The organism is Methylocystis sp., assembly GCF_050251305.1.
Taxonomy (GTDB): Bacteria; Pseudomonadota; Alphaproteobacteria; order Rhizobiales; family Beijerinckiaceae; genus Methylocystis.
The window spans coordinates 1-18,096 of the sequence record NZ_JBFWNB010000063.1; the positions used below are offsets into that span (position 1 = coordinate 1).

General features: G+C 63.8%; 17 protein-coding genes. 11 read left to right on the forward strand and 6 right to left on the reverse strand.

The features are described from left to right. The 3 genes from AB7F41_RS15470 to AB7F41_RS15480 all read left to right on the forward strand — a co-directional run. The coding region (locus AB7F41_RS15470) for a ribonuclease HII (protein ID WP_428406671.1) at window positions 1-325 on the forward strand (325 nt) is incomplete at its 5' end. A gap of 146 nt (window positions 326-471) precedes the next feature. After that, window positions 472-1,701, forward strand: a complete 1,230-nt coding sequence (locus AB7F41_RS15475; RefSeq protein WP_428385836.1) for a site-specific DNA-methyltransferase — start codon at window positions 472-474, stop codon at window positions 1,699-1,701. A gap of 77 nt (window positions 1,702-1,778) precedes the next feature. After that, entirely contained in the window at window positions 1,779-2,327 is a 549-nt protein-coding gene (locus AB7F41_RS15480; protein ID WP_428385834.1) for a hypothetical protein, read from the forward strand. A 64-nt stretch (window positions 2,328-2,391) separates the two neighbouring features. On the opposite strand, the gene uppP is transcribed toward AB7F41_RS15480, so the two are convergent. Both uppP and AB7F41_RS15490 read right to left on the reverse strand, forming a co-directional pair. Further along, entirely contained in the window at window positions 2,392-3,264 is an 873-nt protein-coding gene (uppP, locus tag AB7F41_RS15485; protein ID WP_428385833.1) for an undecaprenyl-diphosphatase UppP, read from the reverse strand. Between the two features lie 216 nt (window positions 3,265-3,480). Next, the gene (locus AB7F41_RS15490) at window positions 3,481-5,199 is read right to left on the reverse strand and encodes an OFA family MFS transporter (RefSeq protein WP_428385831.1); all 1,719 of its coding nucleotides are present in this window, start codon (window positions 5,197-5,199) and stop codon (window positions 3,481-3,483) included. A gap of 273 nt (window positions 5,200-5,472) precedes the next feature. Here AB7F41_RS15490 and AB7F41_RS15495 point away from each other — a divergent pair, with 273 nt between their 5' ends. Further along, a complete protein-coding gene (locus AB7F41_RS15495) occupies window positions 5,473-5,874 on the forward strand; it encodes a hypothetical protein (protein ID WP_428385990.1) in 402 nt (133 codons plus the stop codon). Between the two features lie 254 nt (window positions 5,875-6,128). On the opposite strand, the gene AB7F41_RS15500 is transcribed toward AB7F41_RS15495, so the two are convergent. The 3 genes from AB7F41_RS15500 to AB7F41_RS15510 form a co-directional block, all read right to left on the reverse strand. Then, entirely contained in the window at window positions 6,129-8,105 is a 1,977-nt protein-coding gene (locus AB7F41_RS15500; RefSeq protein WP_428385992.1) for a protein meaA, read from the reverse strand. A gap of 70 nt (window positions 8,106-8,175) precedes the next feature. After that, a complete protein-coding gene (locus AB7F41_RS15505; protein ID WP_428385994.1) occupies window positions 8,176-8,598 on the reverse strand; it encodes a type II toxin-antitoxin system VapC family toxin in 423 nt (140 codons plus the stop codon). After that, entirely contained in the window at window positions 8,595-8,837 is a 243-nt protein-coding gene (locus tag AB7F41_RS15510; protein WP_428385996.1) for a type II toxin-antitoxin system Phd/YefM family antitoxin, read from the reverse strand. The genes AB7F41_RS15505 and AB7F41_RS15510 overlap by 4 nt, the downstream gene beginning before the upstream one ends. A 199-nt stretch (window positions 8,838-9,036) precedes the next feature. On the opposite strand from AB7F41_RS15510, the gene AB7F41_RS15515 reads away from it, so the two are divergent. Together AB7F41_RS15515 and ccrA are read left to right on the forward strand one after the other, a co-directional pair. Further along, window positions 9,037-9,639, forward strand: a complete 603-nt coding sequence (locus tag AB7F41_RS15515; RefSeq protein ID WP_428385998.1) for a DUF2628 domain-containing protein — start codon at window positions 9,037-9,039, stop codon at window positions 9,637-9,639. Between the two features lie 94 nt (window positions 9,640-9,733). Then, complete coding sequence (gene ccrA, locus AB7F41_RS15520; protein ID WP_428406672.1) at window positions 9,734-10,987, forward strand: crotonyl-CoA carboxylase/reductase; 1,254 nt, start codon at window positions 9,734-9,736, stop codon at window positions 10,985-10,987. 26 nt (window positions 10,988-11,013) lie between these two features. Here the strand turns inward: ccrA and AB7F41_RS15525 are convergent, their stop codons facing one another. Next, window positions 11,014-12,963: a DUF4396 domain-containing protein gene (locus AB7F41_RS15525; RefSeq protein WP_428385777.1), complete on the reverse strand. Its 1,950-nt coding sequence runs from the start codon at window positions 12,961-12,963 to the stop codon at window positions 11,014-11,016. Here AB7F41_RS15525 and AB7F41_RS15530 point away from each other — a divergent pair. The 5 genes from AB7F41_RS15530 to AB7F41_RS15550 form a co-directional block, all read left to right on the forward strand. After that, complete coding sequence (locus AB7F41_RS15530; protein WP_428385778.1) at window positions 12,962-13,102, forward strand: hypothetical protein; 141 nt, start codon at window positions 12,962-12,964, stop codon at window positions 13,100-13,102. The genes AB7F41_RS15525 and AB7F41_RS15530 overlap by 2 nt on opposite strands. A gap of 83 nt (window positions 13,103-13,185) precedes the next feature. Beyond that, a complete protein-coding gene (locus AB7F41_RS15535) occupies window positions 13,186-13,899 on the forward strand; it encodes an ABC transporter ATP-binding protein (RefSeq protein WP_428385780.1) in 714 nt (237 codons plus the stop codon). After that, window positions 13,896-15,374 (forward strand): ABC transporter permease subunit, encoded by a 1,479-nt coding sequence (locus tag AB7F41_RS15540; RefSeq protein WP_428385782.1) that lies wholly within the window; start codon window positions 13,896-13,898, stop codon window positions 15,372-15,374. Before AB7F41_RS15535 ends, AB7F41_RS15540 begins: the two co-directional genes overlap by 4 nt. Window positions 15,375-15,383: 9 nt before the next feature. Then, entirely contained in the window at window positions 15,384-16,838 is a 1,455-nt protein-coding gene (locus tag AB7F41_RS15545) for an ABC transporter permease (protein ID WP_428385784.1), read from the forward strand. A 348-nt stretch (window positions 16,839-17,186) separates the two neighbouring features. Beyond that, the coding region (locus tag AB7F41_RS15550; protein WP_428406673.1) for a hypothetical protein at window positions 17,187-18,096 on the forward strand (910 nt) is incomplete at its 3' end.

An 18,096-nucleotide genomic window follows, 5' to 3' on the forward strand; every position in this document is an offset into this window, starting at 1 on the left:
GTCGCTGGCGGCGATGGCGCGCGCCGTCGCCGGTCTGTCCCACGCGCCCGCCTATCTTCTCGTCGACGGCAATGATCGGCCGCCGGTTCATTGCCCCTGCCAGTTGATCGTGAAGGGCGACGCGACGGCGCTCTCCATCGCCGCCGCGTCGATCGTCGCCAAGGTCGCGCGCGACGCCATGATGCGCCGTCTCGCCGTCCATTATCCGCACTATGGCTTCGAGACCAATGTCGGCTACGCCGTGCAGCATCACCTGCAGGCGCTCGCGGTCCATGGCGCGAGCCCGGCGCATCGGGTCAGTTTTGCGCCCGTGCGCGAGGCGTGAGGTCGTTGGCAAGGTTTTGCTAACCTTTTTACTTCCTTAAGACTTCCGTTCGAAAAAGAGACGTCGATCGTTTCTCGATCTAAACGCGACCTTTACCTCCCTCCGCCACTATCGCGCCTGTTGGTTGCGTTGATGGTGTTGAGTTCATGCGTAGCGCGCGCGTCGGGGCGGCTCGTCTCAAAGCCCGAAATCAGGTCACGCGTATCGGGCGCTCAAGCCAAGGGCCGCTCCGCGCGACGGCGCGCAATGAAATTCTCTTCGGCGACTGCGTGTCGCTGATGGAGCGAATGGCGGACGAGAGCGTCGATCTCGTCTTCGCCGATCCGCCGTACAATCTACAGCTTGCGAACCGTCTGCATCGTCCGGACCAGAGCCTCGTCGACGCCGTCGACAACGACTGGGACAAATTCGCGAATTTCGCCGCCTATGACGCCTTCACGCGCGACTGGCTGGGCGAGGCGCGCCGGCTGATGAAGCCCTCGGCGACCATCTTCGTCATCGGCTCCTACCACAATATCTTCCGCGTCGGGACGATCATGCAGGATCTCGGCTTCTGGATCCTGAACGACATCGTCTGGCGCAAGAACAATCCGATGCCGAACTTCCGCGGCCGGCGCTTCACCAACGCGCATGAGACGATGATCTGGGCGGCGCGCGACCAGAGCGCGAAAAAATACACCTTCAATTACGAATCGCTGAAGGCGGCGAACGAAGATTGCCAGGTGCGCTCAGATTGGCTGCTGCCGATCTGCGGCGGGACCGAGCGTCTCAAGGACGGCGCCGGCCGCAAGACCCATCCGACGCAAAAGCCCGAGGCGCTGCTCGCGCGCGTCATTCTCGCCGCGTCGAAACCCGGCGATCTCGTCTTCGATCCCTTCTTCGGCTCGGGAACGACCGGCGCCGTCGCCAAGCGCCTGGGACGCGACTGGCTCGGCATCGAGCGCGACGGCGACTACAGAGCCGCGGCGCATGCGCGAATCGCCGCCATCGAGCCTCTGCCACATGAAGCGGTCGCCACGGCGCCCTCGAAGCGCGCCGAGCCGCGCATCGCTTTCGCGAGCCTTGTCGAAGCGGGACTGATCGCGCCGGGCGCTGCGCTTTGCGACGCCAAGCGGCGCTATCACGCGGTGGTGCGGGCCGACGGCGCGCTGTCGCTTTCTGGCTTCGTCGGCTCAATTCACAAGACCGGCGCGCTGGCGCAGGGTCTCCCGGCGTGCAACGGCTGGACCTTCTGGCATTACGAAGACAAGGGCGCGCTTGCGCCCATCGACGATCTGCGCACGCAAGCGCGCGCGGCTGCGCATCGCGGCGGAGTGACGCGCGGCCTAAGCGGCGCTCCCATCCTCCGCGCACAGGTCAGCCCTCGAAAGACTTAGCAGAAAGTTGCCCAGGAGTGTTCGGGGAGCCGGCACGGTGGTATTTTGTAGCGTTTTCTGGCGGGCGGACGAGCTATGTGACTGGTTCAAATCTTAAAAAGATAGACTCTCATCTTGCCAAATTTGTATCCCTGATGTCTGCAGGAACTATTTTGATTCCGGTGGTTGCGTCAGCAAGCACCTTATGTCCGCCCCATATCGGAATATTTAAACATTATCCGATGTTCCGACGAGCGCTGGAGTATGGAATTCTGACGGAGGCGCGAATAAGCAGTTTTGAGATTCTGTTTTTTGCGTATCTCGGGACCGCCCTGCTGGGCGCTTATTTCTTTGCCACCGCGCTGGAGCCGCTCCTCGTCGATAAGCTCGTTCGCCAAAATCTCGCCGAAGCTGCCGCTAAGCTGATGTATGTAATGGGCGGCCTGAGTTTTTTTATCGCAGTTGTTGTCATTGGCGTCGCGTTGATTCCCGCTTCAGCACAGATGAATAGTCACGAAGAGCATCTAATCATCAAAAGCGTACCATTGGCGATGCTTCTGTTTTGCGTTGCGGGCTTATCGATTAGCGTCACGTTATTTGGTTGGAGTCTCCTACGCAAGACGTCGGCGAATGCAAGAACAGACTAGCTCCGGATTCGAAACCGCCTGAGATTGCCTCAAAGAGACAGGTTTGCAAGTTCGAACAGGAACTTCAAGCGAGGAAACCGGCGTAGAAGCCGACGAGCAGCACGATCCCGATAAAGGCGCGGTAGACGACGAAGGGCCAGGCGGAAAAGCGTTCGAGAATCCGCAGCAAGCCCCAGATCGCGACAAAGGCGGAGATCGAGGCGACGAAAAGCCCGAGCGTCAGCACCGCCCAGCCGTGGAAATCGAGCTGCGCCTTGTGCAACTCCCACAGCTCCTTCAAGCCCGCGAGTGCGATCGCCGGCAGGCCAAGCAGGAAGGAAAAGCGCGCAGCCTCCTCGCGCTTCAAATCGAGGAACAGCGCCGCGGTCAGAGTCGAGCCGGAGCGCGAGACGCCGGGAATCAGCGCGCCGACCTGCGCGAAGCCGACGATCATGGCGTCCTTCAAAGTGACATGTTCGAGCGTGCGCTTGTGGTTGCAATAAAGCTCGGCGACGGCGAGCAGCGCCGCCATCACGATCGAGGAAATGCCGATCACCGGCAGCGTGCGCAGCGGCGAGCCGCAGGTGTTCAGCGTATGCGACAGCGCGAGGCCGGCGATTCCGATCGGGACGGTCGCGAGCGCAATCCAGACGACGAAGCGAAACGTCCAGTCGCTGAAATCGCGCCGCACGAGCGCGCGAAGCGAGCCCTCGGCGAGCGCGCGGATGTCGCCCCAAAAATAGCTGACGACGGCGGCGAGCGCCGCGAGCTGCATGGCGGCGGAGAAGGCGGAGCCGGGATCCTTCCAGCCCAGGAGCGCCGGGACGATGCGCATATGCGCCGTCGAGGAAATCGGCAGAAGCTCGGTGATGCCCTGCACCACGCCAAGAACAGCGACTTTCATATAGCCGAGATCGACGAAACCCGTGTCGATCCCATTCGTGCAAGCGGTCGCCATGGAGGCCCTCGTCTCCGTTACGGCGCGCGACGAATCACGCCGGCGCCCGATCGACCCCGACTTCTGTCAAACAAGCCGGCCACGATCAAGGCAAGCGCGGGGCGATCGGCGGCGCCGGGCGTTTGCGGGCCCCTCTTGGCCCGGAGGCAGGTCGGGGGACACGCCCGATCTGGCGCGTCAGCCCCCTCCGCCGGGCGCCCGCGGCCCTTCGCGAACTCAATGAAACAGCGCGGCGGTTTTCAGGAGGGTCATCCAGACGCCCCAGGCGAGCGGCGCGCCGACGGCGGTCCAGGCGAGAACGAGCTGAAGCGATCGGCCGTTCGAGTCGGGCGGCCCGCGCACGACGGTCGGCGGATCGTCCGTCACAGTCGGCTCAAGCCCTTCTTCGACAAAATCCTCGAAATCGGCATGGATTTCATCCTCTTCCCGGATCACCTCGGCGACGGTCACGTGCTTCTGCGCCGCGACCTCCTCGTCGCTCATGTAATATTTCTCGGCGCAAGGGCGCACGAGGAGGTTGCAGACCAGTCCGCAGAGCAGCAGGCCGGCGAGGACATACATGGTCTGATTATAGGCGGCCTCGCGCGGCGCGCCGGCGCTCAGCTGATATTCGCGGATGTAATTGACGAGCACCGGCCCGAGCACGCCAGCCGTCGACCAAGCGGTCAGCAGCCGGCCATGGATGGCGCCAACGTGATGCGTGCCGAAAATGTCGGCGAGATAGGCGGGAATCGTCGAAAAGCCGCCGCCATACATGGTGATGATGAAGGCGAAGAGCAGGACGAAGACGCCGACCATCCCGCCTTTCGCCGCGAAGGGCGCCGCCGAATAGAGCGCGAGGCCGAGGACGAAGAAAATCGCATAGGTGGCCTTTCGGCCGAACGCGTCGGAGGCCGAGGCCCAGCCGATGCGCCCGCCGATGTTGCAGAGGCTCAGCAGGCCGGTGAAGCCCGCCGCGATCGCCGCAATCTGCGTTTTCTGATCGGGACTGAGCTGATCGAACCCGATGTCCAGGCCGATCAGCCTGCCGCCGAAGACTTCCTGCAGCATCGGCGAGGCCATGCCTAGAACCCCGATGCCGGCCGACACGTTGAGACACAGGACGGCCCAAAGCAGCCAGAATTGCGGCGTCTTCCATGCGACGTCGAGGTGCACATGGCGATGCGTCACCATGGCGTTGGCGGCGGCCGCCGGCGGCGTGAAGCCTGCCGGCGCCCAGCCCGGGGGCGGCACCCGGTAGCCGAGCGCGCCAGCGACCATGAAGACGAAGTAGATCGCCGCCAGCGTCACAAAGGTTTGCCAGACGCCCGGCGCCGTCGGCGTCGCGTAGAAGCGCATCAGCCGGTCGGCGAGCGGCGCGCCGATCATTGCGCCGCCGCCAAAACCCATGATCGCGAGGCCGGTCGCCAGACCGCGACGGTCGGGGAACCATTTGATCAGCGTCGAAACCGGCGAGATATATCCGAGCCCCAGGCCGACGCCGCCGATCACGCCCGAGCCGATCCAGAGCATCCAGATCTGATGCAGAGCGACGCCGAGCGCCGAGATCAGCAGTCCGCCGCACCAGCAGCAGGCCGCCGCAAGACCGGCCTTGCGCGGCCCGGCCGTCTCCAGCCAATGGCCGAAGACCGCCGCCGACGAGCCGAGGAAGACGAAGAATAGCGTGAACGTCCAGCCGAGCCAGCTGATTTTCCAGTCGCAGTCGGCGGCGACGAGCGTCGCGAAAAACCCGAGCGTTTCCGGACATGCTTTCGGCTGCGCGCCGCCGACCGCGCGCGACAGCGGCAGCCAGAAGACGGAAAAGCCGTACGCCATGCCGATGCAGAGATGAATGGCGAGCGCCGCCGGCGGAACGAGCCAGCGATTGAAGGCGGGAGAAGCGATGGTGCGCTCGCGACTCATGAAATCGGAGCGGCCGGCAGCGATGGCGGTCATTAAACTTCCGGGCTTGTTGTTGACGGGTCGCTTATTGCGCATGCGCGGCGCCCGGCACAAGCGCGGATTCTCGTGGCTTACGCCGTAATGTCTTATGCCGCTGACGCGACGTCTGCGGGCGTCGTCGTTCTTACCTGATTGTTCCGATAAGTTTCAGCGACGCCGATTGAATAATCATTTGACATATGACAAACGCGTCGCGTTGAGCCGGGGAGAGATATTATGAAGATGAGATTGCTTCCGATCTTGGGCGGCGCTTTGGGATTTGCCGCATTGGCGATGGGCGGCGCGACGGCGGACGCCGCTCGCGCGATATCGGTCTTTGGGAAGAGCGGCGGCGCCTCTCAGCTCGCCGACATCTCAGATGATGCGGCGAGGGTCGTCAAAGTGCGTGGGGTTTCGGGCAGTGACAGAGATAGTCTGATCCGGGGCGGGATGAAGACGTGCGTCCCCGCGGCGAGCAAACAGTTTGAGGGCAATGAAGAGCTTCTGAAGAAGGCTGGCGTTTCGGCGGAAACGATCCGCATGTATTGCGAGTGCGCATTGAACTATGCAGCCGACAACATCGAGCCTTCTGACGCGATCAATATCCTGAAGGGGAACACGCCGTCGCTTTTTTTGGAGAAGGTGAAAGCCGGCGCTTCGGCGTGCGCGAAATCGATTTTCAAGAAGTGAAGCGCGTCTCGCGAACCGGACGCCAATTCCCTACATCGAAACACAAGCGCGGACTGCTCAAAGCAATCATCCTTCGAGATGCGCGCTTCGCGCGCGATTCAGGATGAGGAGCCTGAGTCGACCGTCATGGCCGGGCTCGTCCCGGCCATCCACGAAGACAATCGCACTCAAGTAATACGTCAGGCCGACCGAACTTGTGGCGCGCGGATGCCCGCGACAAGCGCGGGCATGACGCGGAAAGATTGCGCTCGCGCCTACACAGACGCCTTCTCGATGATCTGGGCGAGGTCGGTCATGATCGCGTTGAGATCGTAGTTCTTCGGCGTGTAGACCGCCGCAACGCCCGCTTCGCGCAGAAGCTTCTCGTCGGCCGGCGGGATGATGCCGCCGACGACGAGCGGCGCGTCGACCCCCTCTTCCTTCATCAGCTTGATGACCTCATGGGCGAGCGTGACATGCGAGCCCGAGAGAATGGAGAGGCCGATGCAATGCGCGCCTTCCTTCTTCGCCGTCTCGACGAGCTCGGCCGGCGTCGAACGGATGCCGGCGTAGATCACGTCGAATCCGGCGTCGCGCGCGCGCACCGCGATCTGCTCGGCGCCGTTCGAATGGCCGTCGAGGCCGGGCTTGCCGACCAGGAATTTCGCCCGCTTGCCGAGCTTCTGCGAGACGCGCTCGACTTCGCCGCGCACGGCGTCGAGCGCGCCGCCGACCTGACGCGCCGTCGAAGACACGCCGGTCGGCGCGCGATATTCCCCGAACACCCCGCGCAGGACATTGCCCCATTCGCCGGTCGTGACGCCCGCCTTCGCCGCAGCGATCGAGGGCTCGACCATGTTGCGGCCTTCCTTGGCGGCGCGCGCCAGCGCCTCGATGGCGGCCTGCGCGGCCTTCTGATCGCGGCCCTCGCGCCACGCCTTCAGCCGCGAAATCTGTTGGGCCTCGACATGTTCCGGCACGACCATGATCTGATCGTCGCCGGAGGCGAGCGGCGAGGGTTCGCCGCCGGTGAATTTGTTGACGCCGACGACGATCTGCTCGCCGGCTTCGATCGCCTCGAGACGCGCGGTGTTGGCTTCCACCAGCTTCGACTTCATATAGCCGATTTCGACCGCCGCGGCGGCGCCGCCGAGCTCTTCGATCTTCTTGAGTTCGGCTTTCGCCTCGCCCTTCAGTTCGGCGACCTTGCGGGCGACCTCGGGATTGCCGTCGAAGATGTCGCCATATTCCAACAGGTCGGTCTCATACGCCATGATCTGCTGCATGCGCAGCGACCATTGCTGATCGAAGGGGCGCGGCAGGCCGAGCGCCTCGTTCCAGGCCGGAAGCTGCACCGCGCGGGCACGGGCGTTCTTGGAGAGCACGACGGCGAGCATCTCGATCAGGATGCGATAGACGTTGTTTTCCGGCTGCTGTTCGGTGAGGCCGAGCGAATTGACCTGCACGCCGTAGCGGAAGCGGCGGAGCTTCTCGTCCTTTATCCCATAGCGCTCGCGGGTGATCTCCTCCCAAAGCTCGACGAACGCCCGCATCTTGCACAATTCGGTGACGAAGCGCATGCCGGCGTTGACGAAGAAGGAGATGCGGCCGACGACCTGGGCGAAATCCTCATCCGAGATTTCGCCGGACTTCTTCACATTGTCGAGAATGGCGACGGCGGTCGCCAGCGCATAGGCGAGCTCCTGCGACGGCGTCGCGCCGGCTTCCTGCAGATGGTAGGAGCAGACGTTGATCGGATTGAACTTCGGGCATTCCTTCGTGGTGAAGAGAATGAGGTCCTGCGTGAGGCGCAGCGATTGCGCAGGTGGGAACACATAGGAGCCGCGCGACAGATATTCCTTGATGATGTCGTTTTGCGTCGTGCCCTGCAGCTTTATGCGCGGCGCGCCCTGCTCCTCGGCGGCGGCGATATAGAGCGCCATCAGCCACACGGCGGTGGCGTTGATGGTCATCGACGTGTTCATTTCGCTCAGCGGGATGCCCTCGAACAGCGTGCGCATGTCGCCGAGATGCGAGACCGGCACGCCGACCTTGCCGACTTCACCGCGCGAGAGGATGTGGTCGCTGTCGTAGCCGGTTTGGGTCGGCAGGTCGAAGGCGATGGAGAGACCGGTCTGGCCCTTGGCGAGATTGGCGCGATAGAGCTTGTTGGACTCGCTCGCCGTCGAATGGCCGGCGTAGGTGCGAAACATCCAGGGCTTGTCGCGGCGTGGCAGGGTGTGATCGTTCACTTCTTTTTGTCCTCCGTCCGTTGCGATAGCACATGACCCTGTTTTGACAAGATGAGGGCTTGGTCGAGGCTCAGAGAGACGTCGTCGCGACGCCGACCGAGGGCGCGGCCTCGGCGAGCCGCCGGTCCAGCGTGCAGAGCATCGCGCCATACTCGGCGCAGACCGCGAGATGCAGCGCGGCGCCAGCCCGCAGCCCCAGCGCATGCTGGCCCGCGAAACGCGCCGCCGTCCGAAAATGGCTGGCGGCGAGCGGTAAGGTCACGAGACTTTCGGAAACGAGTCGGGTGAAGCCCGAGAGCGCCTCGGCGCGCTGCGCGAGATCGATCTGGCGGCTGCGGAGTTTGATCGACAGCGCCGAAGAGAATTCCGTGACGACCCAATCGCTGATTGCGAGCTCGAATTGCTGGTCGCCGAGCCAGGACTGGACTTGATCGGTTTCCGCCTCTCTGGTCAGCGCCGCGATGAGCAGCGACGTGTCCAGATAGAGCGTCAATAACGCTCCTCGTCGCGCATGTGGCGCATGAATTCGTCGGCGGATTCCGTCTGCGGGGCCACGCCTGTCGTGATCGCGCGCAACATGGTGACGTCGACGCGCTTTTTGGGGTCGGCCATCGGCGCGATCTTGGCGACGGGCTTGCCGCGGCGCGTGACGCAGACGGTCTCGCCCCTCGCTGCGCGCTCGACGAGTTCGCTCAAATGGGCCTTGGCCTCCGCGACCGTGACGACGCTCATTCTTCCCTCATGACCAACTGGATGACCATTACCATAGGGGGCGGGGAGACGCCAGGTCGGCGCGTCGCTGCGCCTGCTGGCGCAACCAGTCTATGGTGAGCGGCGCCGCGCGGCGCGGCGATGCGCGTAACGTCCGGCGTGCGGGCGCGCACGACCGGCCGGCGCTTTGCGGCCTATCGGGAGCGCCGCCGGAACGGCCGTGCCCGACAGGAGCCTCGACATGCTCACATGCCCTCATTGCGGCGCTGCGCTTGAAGCCGAAGCGCCGAGCTGCCCGGCCTGCGGCGCCCCCGCGCCGCTGCCGGCGCCAGACCTTTATGCGGCCTTCGTCGGCGACAATTACGCCTATTACGCGCGACGATGGGCGTCGATCGCGCGTAGCGGACAGCGTTTCTCTTTCAACTGGCCGGCCTTTTGGCTCAATTTTGTGTGGCTCGCCTATCGGAAGATGTATCTTTACGCCTTCCTCTACGTCCTGTTCATCGTCGTCGAAAGCGCGATCGAAATCGTTCTGAACGTTCCGGATCGCGCCGGGCTGGCGATTGCGCTGGCCATCGGCGTCGTGACGGGCGGCTACGCCAATTACGTCTATCGTCTTCATGCCGAAAAGATCATCGCCGGGGTCGAGGCGGCGCAATCCCAGGACGCCGCCGCAGAAGCCGCGCGGCGAGGCGGAACGAGCCTTGTCGCGGGAATAGCGTCGATCCTGTTCGCGCTCCTCGCCCTCACGGCGGCGCTCTATGTCGCCGATCCCAGCCTCTTCGCCGCGCCGGCGAGCAATGGCGGCGCAGAGCCGAAATAGGGGCAAAACTTAAGACTATTCGCGCCGCGTCGCCCCGTTTATAAGCTCCGGCCAAACAAGCCCCGATAAGACCGGCACACGGAGGAGCCAAAAGTTGACCGAGAAAAAAGACCTCTATGAGATGGGCGAGATTCCGCCGCTCGGGCATGTGCCGAAGAACATGTACGCCTGGGCGATCCGCAAGGAGCGGCATGGGCCGCCGGAAACCGCCATGCAGCTCGAGGTCTTGCCGACCTGGGAACTCGACAGCCACGACGTGCTGGTGCTCGTGATGGCCGCCGGCGTCAATTACAACGGCGTCTGGGCGTCGCTCGGCGAGCCGGTGTCAACCCTCGACGCGCACAAGCATCCCTTTCACATCGCGGGCTCCGACGCCTCGGGCATCGTCTGGGCGGTCGGGTCCAAGGTGAAGCGCTGGAAGGTCGGCGACGAGGTCATCATCCACTGCAACCAGGATGACGGGGACGACGAGGAATGCAACGGCGGCGACCCGATGTTCTCGCCCTCGCAGCGCATCTGGGGCTATGAGACGCCCGACGGCTCCTTCGCCCAGTTCTGCCGCGTTCAGGACCGCCAGCTCATGGAGCGGCCCAAGCATCTCACCTGGGAGGAGGCGGCCTGCTACACGCTGACGCTCGCGACCGCCTATCGCATGCTCTTTGGCCATGCGCCGCATCAGCTGAAGCCCGGCGATAATGTGCTGGTGTGGGGCGCGTCCGGCGGCCTCGGCGTCTTCGCCGTGCAGCTCTGCGCCGCCTCGGGCGCCAACGCCATCGGGGTCATCTCCGACGAAAGCAAGCGCGACTACGTGCTGTCGCTTGGCGCCAAGGGCGTGATCAACCGCAAGGACTTCAAATGCTGGGGGCAGTTGCCGAAGGTCAACACCCCCGAATTCAACGAATGGACCAAGAACGCCCGCGCCTTCGGCAAGGCGATCTGGGACATCACCGGCAAGAAGGACGTGGACATCGTCTTCGAACATCCGGGCGAACAGACCTTCCCGGCGTCCTGCCTTGTTGTGAAGCGCGGCGGCATGGTGGTGTTCTGCGCCGGCACCACCGGCTTCAACCTGACCTTCGACGCCCGCTATGTGTGGATGCGCCAGAAGCGCATTCAGGGTTCGCATTTCGCGCATTTGAAGCAGGCGTCGGCGGCGAACCGCTTCGTCCTGGACCGGCGCGTCGATCCCTGCATGTCGGAGGTGTTCTCCTGGGAGAAAATCCCGGTGGCGCACACCAAGATGTGGAAGAACGAACATGCGCCCGGCAATATGGCGGTTCTCGTCATGTCGCCGAAGCCCGGCCTGCGCACGGTCGAGGACGTGATGGAGGCCTACGCGAAGAAGTGACCGGCCGCCGCGTGGCGGGGCCGGGCCTACTCGACCTCGATTGTCGCCATCAGCCCGCCGCCGCCTTTGGTTTCGTTGTTGTCATTGCTGGTGTGATGCGGGATGTGGCAATGGATCAGCCACTTCCCTCGCTTCCGCGCCGTCCATACGACGTCGTAGCGCTGGCCTGGACCGATATTGACCGTGTCGGCGAGAAAGCGCGCGTCTTTCGCGAGCGTCTCGCCGTCGCGGGCGACGACTTCGAACGGCCCCCCGTGAATATGCATCGGATGGATGAAGCCGTTGTTCGTTCCGATGAACCGCACTTTGAGCGTTTCGCCGAGCTTCATGCGGATTGTGTCGGTCGAAGGATAGGACTTGCCGTTGATGGTGAAATAATTTGGCTGCATGCCGTCCATCGGCATCGCCGGAAACGTCAGGCCGTCGCGCCAGAGCCATTCCTGCAGCTGCATGACATAGTCGTGATCGGCAGGGACTTCCGTCGCGGGGTCGGCGGGATCAATGATCAGCGCGCCATAAAGACCGAGCGCCTGACTTCTGTCCGGTTCGGCATGCGGATGATAGAAATAGGTTCCGTGCTGCTGCGCCGTGAATTCGTAGTCGAAGGCTCCCAGTGGCGGAATCGGCGGCTGCGTGATCTCTGCCGGCCCATCCATGGCGTTGGGTAGAATGAGACCGTGCCAATGAATGGTGGTCCCTTCGGGCAATTGGTTGCGCACTTTTATGCGAACCTTGTCGCCTTCGCGAATATGAATGCGCGGACCCGGGATCTGATGATTGTAGGCATAGGCGTCGACCGCGACGCCGGGCAGGATGCGCCAGCGGATCACTGAGGCGGTCAACTCGAAGACCTTGACCCCGGCTTGGAGTTTGAAAGGCAGGTCCTGATCGCCGCGCGCGCCGATCGGCGCATCCGCGTCGACGAGGCGCGAATCCGCGAAACTCATCTCCCGCATCGCGTCGGCCGTCGTGTCGCGATACATGAGCATTCCGGGCGGCATGATGAGCCCGCCCACCTCATGCGCCGAAAGATTCATGTTCACCCAATTGGCGGGCGCGAGCATGCCGGTGGCGAGGAGGACGAGGGACGTCAGGCTCAACGCCGCGATCTGCGCGAAAGTCGCCTCCGGCCTTGCATGCATATGCATCGCGGCCGCGCCCTCGGCGGCATGCGACTCGATTTCATCAGGCGGCGCCGCCTCCGACATCGACTCGGCATGATCGTGAAGATGATGCGCCTGCGCTTGATGTTCGCTGTGTTCTTGCGGCGCCGCGGCGGCGCGCGTCTCCGTCCGGGCGTCGGGCTTCCGCTCCGTCATCAGCCCGTGCTTGAGCCCTTCCGCGACCATCCAGACGTTTGAGGGATAGGCGGCGATAAAGCCCGCCATCACGCCGATCGACATCACGCCCCAGAAGATCAGTTCGGTTGGAAGCATGGCGCGCATGTCGTGGCCCATCATCAGGAAGCTCATGACGGGCGCCATGCCGGCCATCATGAAATTCATGCTGATGAATTCGGGAAAGAAGCTGCGCCGGACATTCTCCCAATAGGAGCCGCCCATCATCTCCTTCATGAACAGCGATTGAAAAATGAAAAGGCCGAAGGCGAAGCCCGCCAGATATTCGATGATGAGATCGAGCCACATCGGCAGGCCGATCGAGGCGACGATGACGGCGGCGAGAATGATGCCGGTCGCATCGCCGGCGACGCAGTGAATGGTCGAGCCGACGCCCTGCTTCCATAAGGGACGGATAAATTGCTCATGCGTCCCGGGTCGCGGCTCCTTGTCGGCCAGGACATAGAGGAGAAGTCCGAAGGGTCCCGTGTAGAGCGTGACGAGGATAAATCCCCATTTCATCACCGTCGGTTCGGGATTTTTGTAGCCGTCGATGGCGACGTAAAGCGTGCAGAGAGCGGTCAGCGCAAACCACGCGGCAAGATAGTAGTCGATCGGCAGGAGGAGGAACGCATGCATGAGGATCTCCCCCGTCGATCTCCAGGCGAAGAAGCGCGCCGGCCGGCCCGAACTATTCTGTGCAGTTTCGGTCGTGATGCAAGGCGATGCGCAGAGCGGCGGCGAACGCGATGCGCGGCGGTTGACGGTCCCTGCGTAAAGATGCAGGTTTGCGCGAGAGATAATACTCGACGCTGGCGCGAGGCCACGCGCGCGGGCTGCGAGCCGTAGGCGGACGCGGCGATGCTCGAAGCGCGCAATCTGACGAAGCATTACGTAGGCGCGGACTCGCCCGCGCTCGACCGGCTGAATTTGATCGTGCCGGCGGGCGAAGTGTTCTGCCTGCTCGGCCCCAACGGCGCCGGCAAGACGACGACCGTCAATCTCTTCCTGAATTTCATCGAGCCCACCGCCGGCCAGGCGCTGGTCTGCGGGATCGACGCAGCGGTCGATCCGTCGGCGGCGCGCGCGCGGCTCGCCTATATCCCCGAGCAGGTGACGCTCTATGGCGCGCTGACCGGACTCGAGAATCTGCAATATTTCACCGAAATCTCCGGCGCCGACGCGCGGCGCGACGCGCTTCTCTCGCTGCTTGCCGCCGTCGGCCTGCCGGACGACGCGGCCGACCGTCCCGTGCGCTTCTATTCGAAGGGCATGCGCCAGAAGGTCGGCGTCGCCATTGCGCTGGCGCGGCGCGCACAGGCGCTCGTGCTCGACGAACCGACGTCCGGACTCGATCCGCTCGCGGCGAATGAGTTCGCGGCGCTGATCGAGCGGCTGCGCAAGGACGGCATGGCGGTGCTGATGGTCACGCACGACCTCTTTCTCGCCAAGCAATGCGGAACCAGGATCGGCATTATGGCGCAGGGCCGTCTCGCGTCGGTCTTTGGCGCCGACGATGTCGATCATCTCGGGCTGGAGCGCGCCTATCTCGATCTCTTCGCGAGGGCGGCGTGAGCGATCTTGTTCTCGCGCCGCCCGCCGCTGCTGCGGCGGCAAAGAGCCGCTGGCGCATCCTGCGCGCCGTGGCGGCGAAGGAATGGGCGGAGCTTTTTCGCGACCGGCGCCTCGTCTGGCTCTGCGCCTTTGTCGTGGCGCTGATGCTTGCCGCGCTCGCCTTCGGCTATGTCGAGGACGCCCGCATTCAGCGTGAGCGCGAAGCCGCGGCGAAGGCCGATCGCGAACTCTGGCTTGGCCAGGGCGCCAAAAATCCGCACGCCGCCGCGCATTTCGGCCAATACGCCTTCAAGCCCTCGAGCCCGCTCGCGCTCGCCGATCCCGGCGCCGACGCCTATGTCGGCTCGACCGTCTGGCTCGAGGCGCATAAGCAGAACGAGACGCAGTTCAAGCAGGCGCGCGACGGCGGCGTCGGCGCGCGGCTCGGTTCACTGTCGCTCGCCTTCATTCTGCAGACGATCGCGCCGCTCATCGTCATCCTGATGGGCTTTGCGAGCTTCTCGGGCGAGCGCGAGAGCGGCACGCTGAAGCAATTGCTGAGCGTCGGCGTCAGGCCGCGCGACATTCTTGCCGGCAAGGCGGCGGCGCTGATCGGCGCGATTTTCGCGCTGCTCGCGCCGGCTTTCGTCGGCGCCGCGCTGGCGCTTGTCTTGTTCGTCGATCGCGAGCGCCTGTCGCTGACGGACCAGTTCATAAGGCTCGCTGCGCTGGGCGCCGCCTATGCCGTATATCTCGCGGGCTTTGCGTTCCTCGCGCTCGGCGTTTCGGCGCTCGCCAGGAACTCGCGCGCCGCGCTTGTGACGCTGCTCGCCTTCTGGCTCGCCAATTCCTTTCTCGCGCCGCGACTTGCGACCGACGCCGCGCGCGCTTTCGCGCCGACGCCGACGTCGCTCGAATTTCGCGCCGCCATCGCGAAGGACAAGGCCAGGACCTTCGGTCATGACGAAAGCCATCCGGCCTTCGTGGCGTTTCGCGACGAGACGTTGAAGAAATATGGCGTATCGCGCATTCAGGATCTGCCTGTGAGCTTCCGCGGCCTGACGCTGCGCAAGGACGACGAAAGCGGCTATGCGATTTTCGATCGTCATTTCGGCGCGCTGCAATCGGCCTTCGACCGTCAGGACGCGCTGCGCGCCGCGCCCGGTTTTCTGTTTCCGCTTCTCGCCCTGCGGCCGATCTCGATGGCCTTCGCCGGCGTCGACAGCCGCAGCCAGTTTGATTTCGCCACGGCGGCGGAAGCGCATCGGCGCGACATTCAAAATCAGGTCAGCGACAACATCATCCATTTCGCCCGCGACAATAACTATGTCGCGGGTCCCGAACTGTGGCGCATGATCGGCTCCTTCGCCTATCGGGCGCCGGGCGCCGGCTTCGCGCTGGGCCACAACGCGCTGCCCATCGCGGCGCTTCTCGGCTGGTTCGCGCTGACCGGCGTCTTCGCGCTGTTCGCGGCGCGGCGTCTGCGGCCGGTGTGAGGCGCGCTCATGTCATCAGCTTTGCTCGCGGGCTTGCGTTTCGAAACGCGCATGATGCGCCGCGACGGCGCAATCTGGTTCACGCTGACGGCGCTCGCCGGCATTGTGCTCTTCGCCCTGGCCATGGGAGCGTCGCGCGTCGCGGCGCAACAGGCGGCGATCACGGCGGCGCGCGCCGACGAGGCGCAACGAATCGCGACGCTGCAAAAGACGCTGACGCAGCTGCAGGAGGCCGACGCGCATGGCAAGCCAACGCCGGAGCCGCCGCCTTTTCGCGATCCGCGCAATCCGATCTTCATGGGCGGCGGCCCCGCCGCGGCGGTCGCCGCGCTCGCGCCCGCGCCCCTGGCGCTCGTCGCGACAGGGCAGAGCGATCTGCTTCCGCCAGCGATCCGGGTGACCACGGGCTCGAAGGACGGTTTTCTCTTCGCCGACGAGATCGACAATCCCGCCAATCTGATGTCCGGCGCGACCGATCTCGCCTTCGTCGTCGTCTTCGTCTACCCGCTCGTCATTCTGGCGATGGCGTTCAATCTGCTCGCAGGCGAGCGCGAACATGGCACGCTGGCGATGACGCTCGCCTCGGCGCGCCGGCCCGGCGCGGTCTTCGCGGGCAAACTGATGGCGCGCGTCGCCGCGCCGATCGTCACGATGCTGCTCGGCGTCGCCGCCGGCGTTTGGATCTTTGCCGGCTGGGAGCGCCTTGTCTCGCCGGAGTTCGCGGCGCTGCTCGCCGCGATCCTTCTTTACGGACTGTTCTGGGCGGCGCTCGCGGCCGCCGTCGATGGGCTCGGGCGCGGCTCGGCCTTCAATGCGTTGACGCTGGTCGGCGCCTGGGTGGCGATCACGATGATCCTGCCCGCGGCGATCAACAGCCTTGCCGCTTTCGCGCATCCGGCGCCGTCGCGCATCGACATGACGCTCGCCGCCCGCGCCGCCTCGACCGACGCCGATCGCGCGCGCGACGCCTCGCTCGCGCGTTATGCGCAGGAGCATGGCGAGGCGGGGCGGCCGAGAGGCGGTCCGCAGGAGATGACGCTGCGCCGTCTTGCGACGCAGGAAGCGGCTTTTCAACGCGTCGAAGCGATCATCGCCGAACATGACGCGCAGCGCGCGCGTCAGCGGGACATGGCCGACAGGCTTGGGTATCTGTCGCCGGCCTATCTGACCTATCAGGCGATGGCCGACATCGCCGGCGCCGGGGAGGCGCGCTATCGCGCCTTTCTCGACCGGATACGCGCCTTTCATGTCGATTGGCGCGAATTCTTCCTGTCGCGCGCCAAGGCCGGCGCGTCGCTGAGCGCGCAGGATTACGCGGCGATGCCGAAATTCACGCAGGCGGACGAAGAACTGATGGCGCGCGCGCCGGCCGGACATTTCGGTCCGCTGATCGGCGTCGCGCTGCCGGCGCTGCTGCTCGCCGCGCTGGGCTTCATTGGCTTCCGCCGCGCCGCGCCGCGCTGAACCCTGCAGCGCCGGCGAATCATTTGACGTTCGCCGATTGCATTGCGTTCACGAAGATCGTTCGCTTTCGTAAACGCCGACGCGACGCGACGCTCTTCGAATTGCCCGAAGTTCATTTGGATGGGCTCGAAGGTGTCGCAATTGGGTTACAGCTGCGAAGAAATCGTACGCGCTCGGTCTCTTGCCTGCTCGATTTCATTGGACATTCGAGGTCGCGCCACGCGTAATCGCGCGGCGAATCTACCTTGACCTTAGGCTTCCTGAGGCTCTGACCGCAATCCCGACGACGCCTGCTCGATCAGCTTCGCGAAGAGTCGGAACTTCCCCAACACGTCCGGAGGACTCGACATGAAGAAACGTCTTCTCGTCGGAAGCGCGCTCGCTGCGATGGCGATTTCCGACTCGGTTCTCGCGCTGGATCTCACGATGTGGGGCCCCGAATCTGGCGCGACGATTGTTCCAAAATCCGGATTGTCGATCGGCGTCGGCGGCAACCTCAACGTCGCGACATTCGACCGGCAAAATTTCTTTCTGGCCGGAACGTCAAATAACACGGTTCAGGGATTAAACAGCCTCAGGATCGGAGGAGGATATGCTGGCTGGAACATCCCTGTCTCTCTGACGCCGCAGGTCAGGATCGCGCCGATCGGTCAATTTAATTACTTCAATCATTTTGGCGACAGCGACTGGATGTGGGGCGTGAAAGGCTCCTATACTTATCTGAATTCCGCAGCCTCCGCGCCACAGGTTTTCATTCCTCAATTCGGAATGTTCGAACCTCAATTCGCAATGTTCAACAATGTTCCGTTCTTCGGCATTTATACGGTGGGGCAATTCCAGGCCCGGATCAATCATCAATTCGTGCTGACGCCGTATCTCGGCCGCTCTTTCGCTAATGGATTTTTCTATGTGGGCGGCGGTCCTTCCCTGTCGCATCGACAAACCAACCTCAACACGATGATTGGCTTCCGTAATGGCTTCCGTAGTTTCAGCGGACAGGAAGTCAATCAAACCGGCCTTCCGGCGAATGCGCAAGATTCACTCTGGGTATTTGGCGGCGCGGCGACGGCAGGCGTCACCTACTTTCTAACCCCGTCATGGTATGTTGATTTTAATTACACTTACTCCCGAACTGCAGGCGCGACGAGTAATTACCTCGGGTGGTACGCCGCCACGGTTCCTGAGCTCACTTTTCAGAATTTTGCGGTGCTCAGCGGAGGTTATATCCCGGCGAGCACTTCAGGCGCGCTTGCGACGC

Coding starts and splice junctions, on each gene's coding strand:
- AB7F41_RS15475 (WP_428385836.1), top strand. CDS start 472: ATGCGTAGCGCGCGCGTCGGGGCGGCTCGTCTCAAAGCCCGAAATCAG.
- uppP (WP_428385833.1), bottom strand. CDS start 3,264: ATGGCGACCGCTTGCACGAATGGGATCGACACGGGTTTCGTCGATCTC.
- AB7F41_RS15490 (WP_428385831.1), bottom strand. CDS start 5,199: ATGACCGCCATCGCTGCCGGCCGCTCCGATTTCATGAGTCGCGAGCGC.
- AB7F41_RS15510 (WP_428385996.1), bottom strand. CDS start 8,837: ATGAGCGTCGTCACGGTCGCGGAGGCCAAGGCCCATTTGAGCGAACTC.
- AB7F41_RS15530 (WP_428385778.1), top strand. CDS start 12,962: ATGAGGATCTCCCCCGTCGATCTCCAGGCGAAGAAGCGCGCCGGCCGG.
- AB7F41_RS15525 (WP_428385777.1), bottom strand. CDS start 12,963: ATGCATGCGTTCCTCCTCCTGCCGATCGACTACTATCTTGCCGCGTGG.
- AB7F41_RS15535 (WP_428385780.1), top strand. CDS start 13,186: ATGCTCGAAGCGCGCAATCTGACGAAGCATTACGTAGGCGCGGACTCG.
- AB7F41_RS15545 (WP_428385784.1), top strand. CDS start 15,384: ATGTCATCAGCTTTGCTCGCGGGCTTGCGTTTCGAAACGCGCATGATG.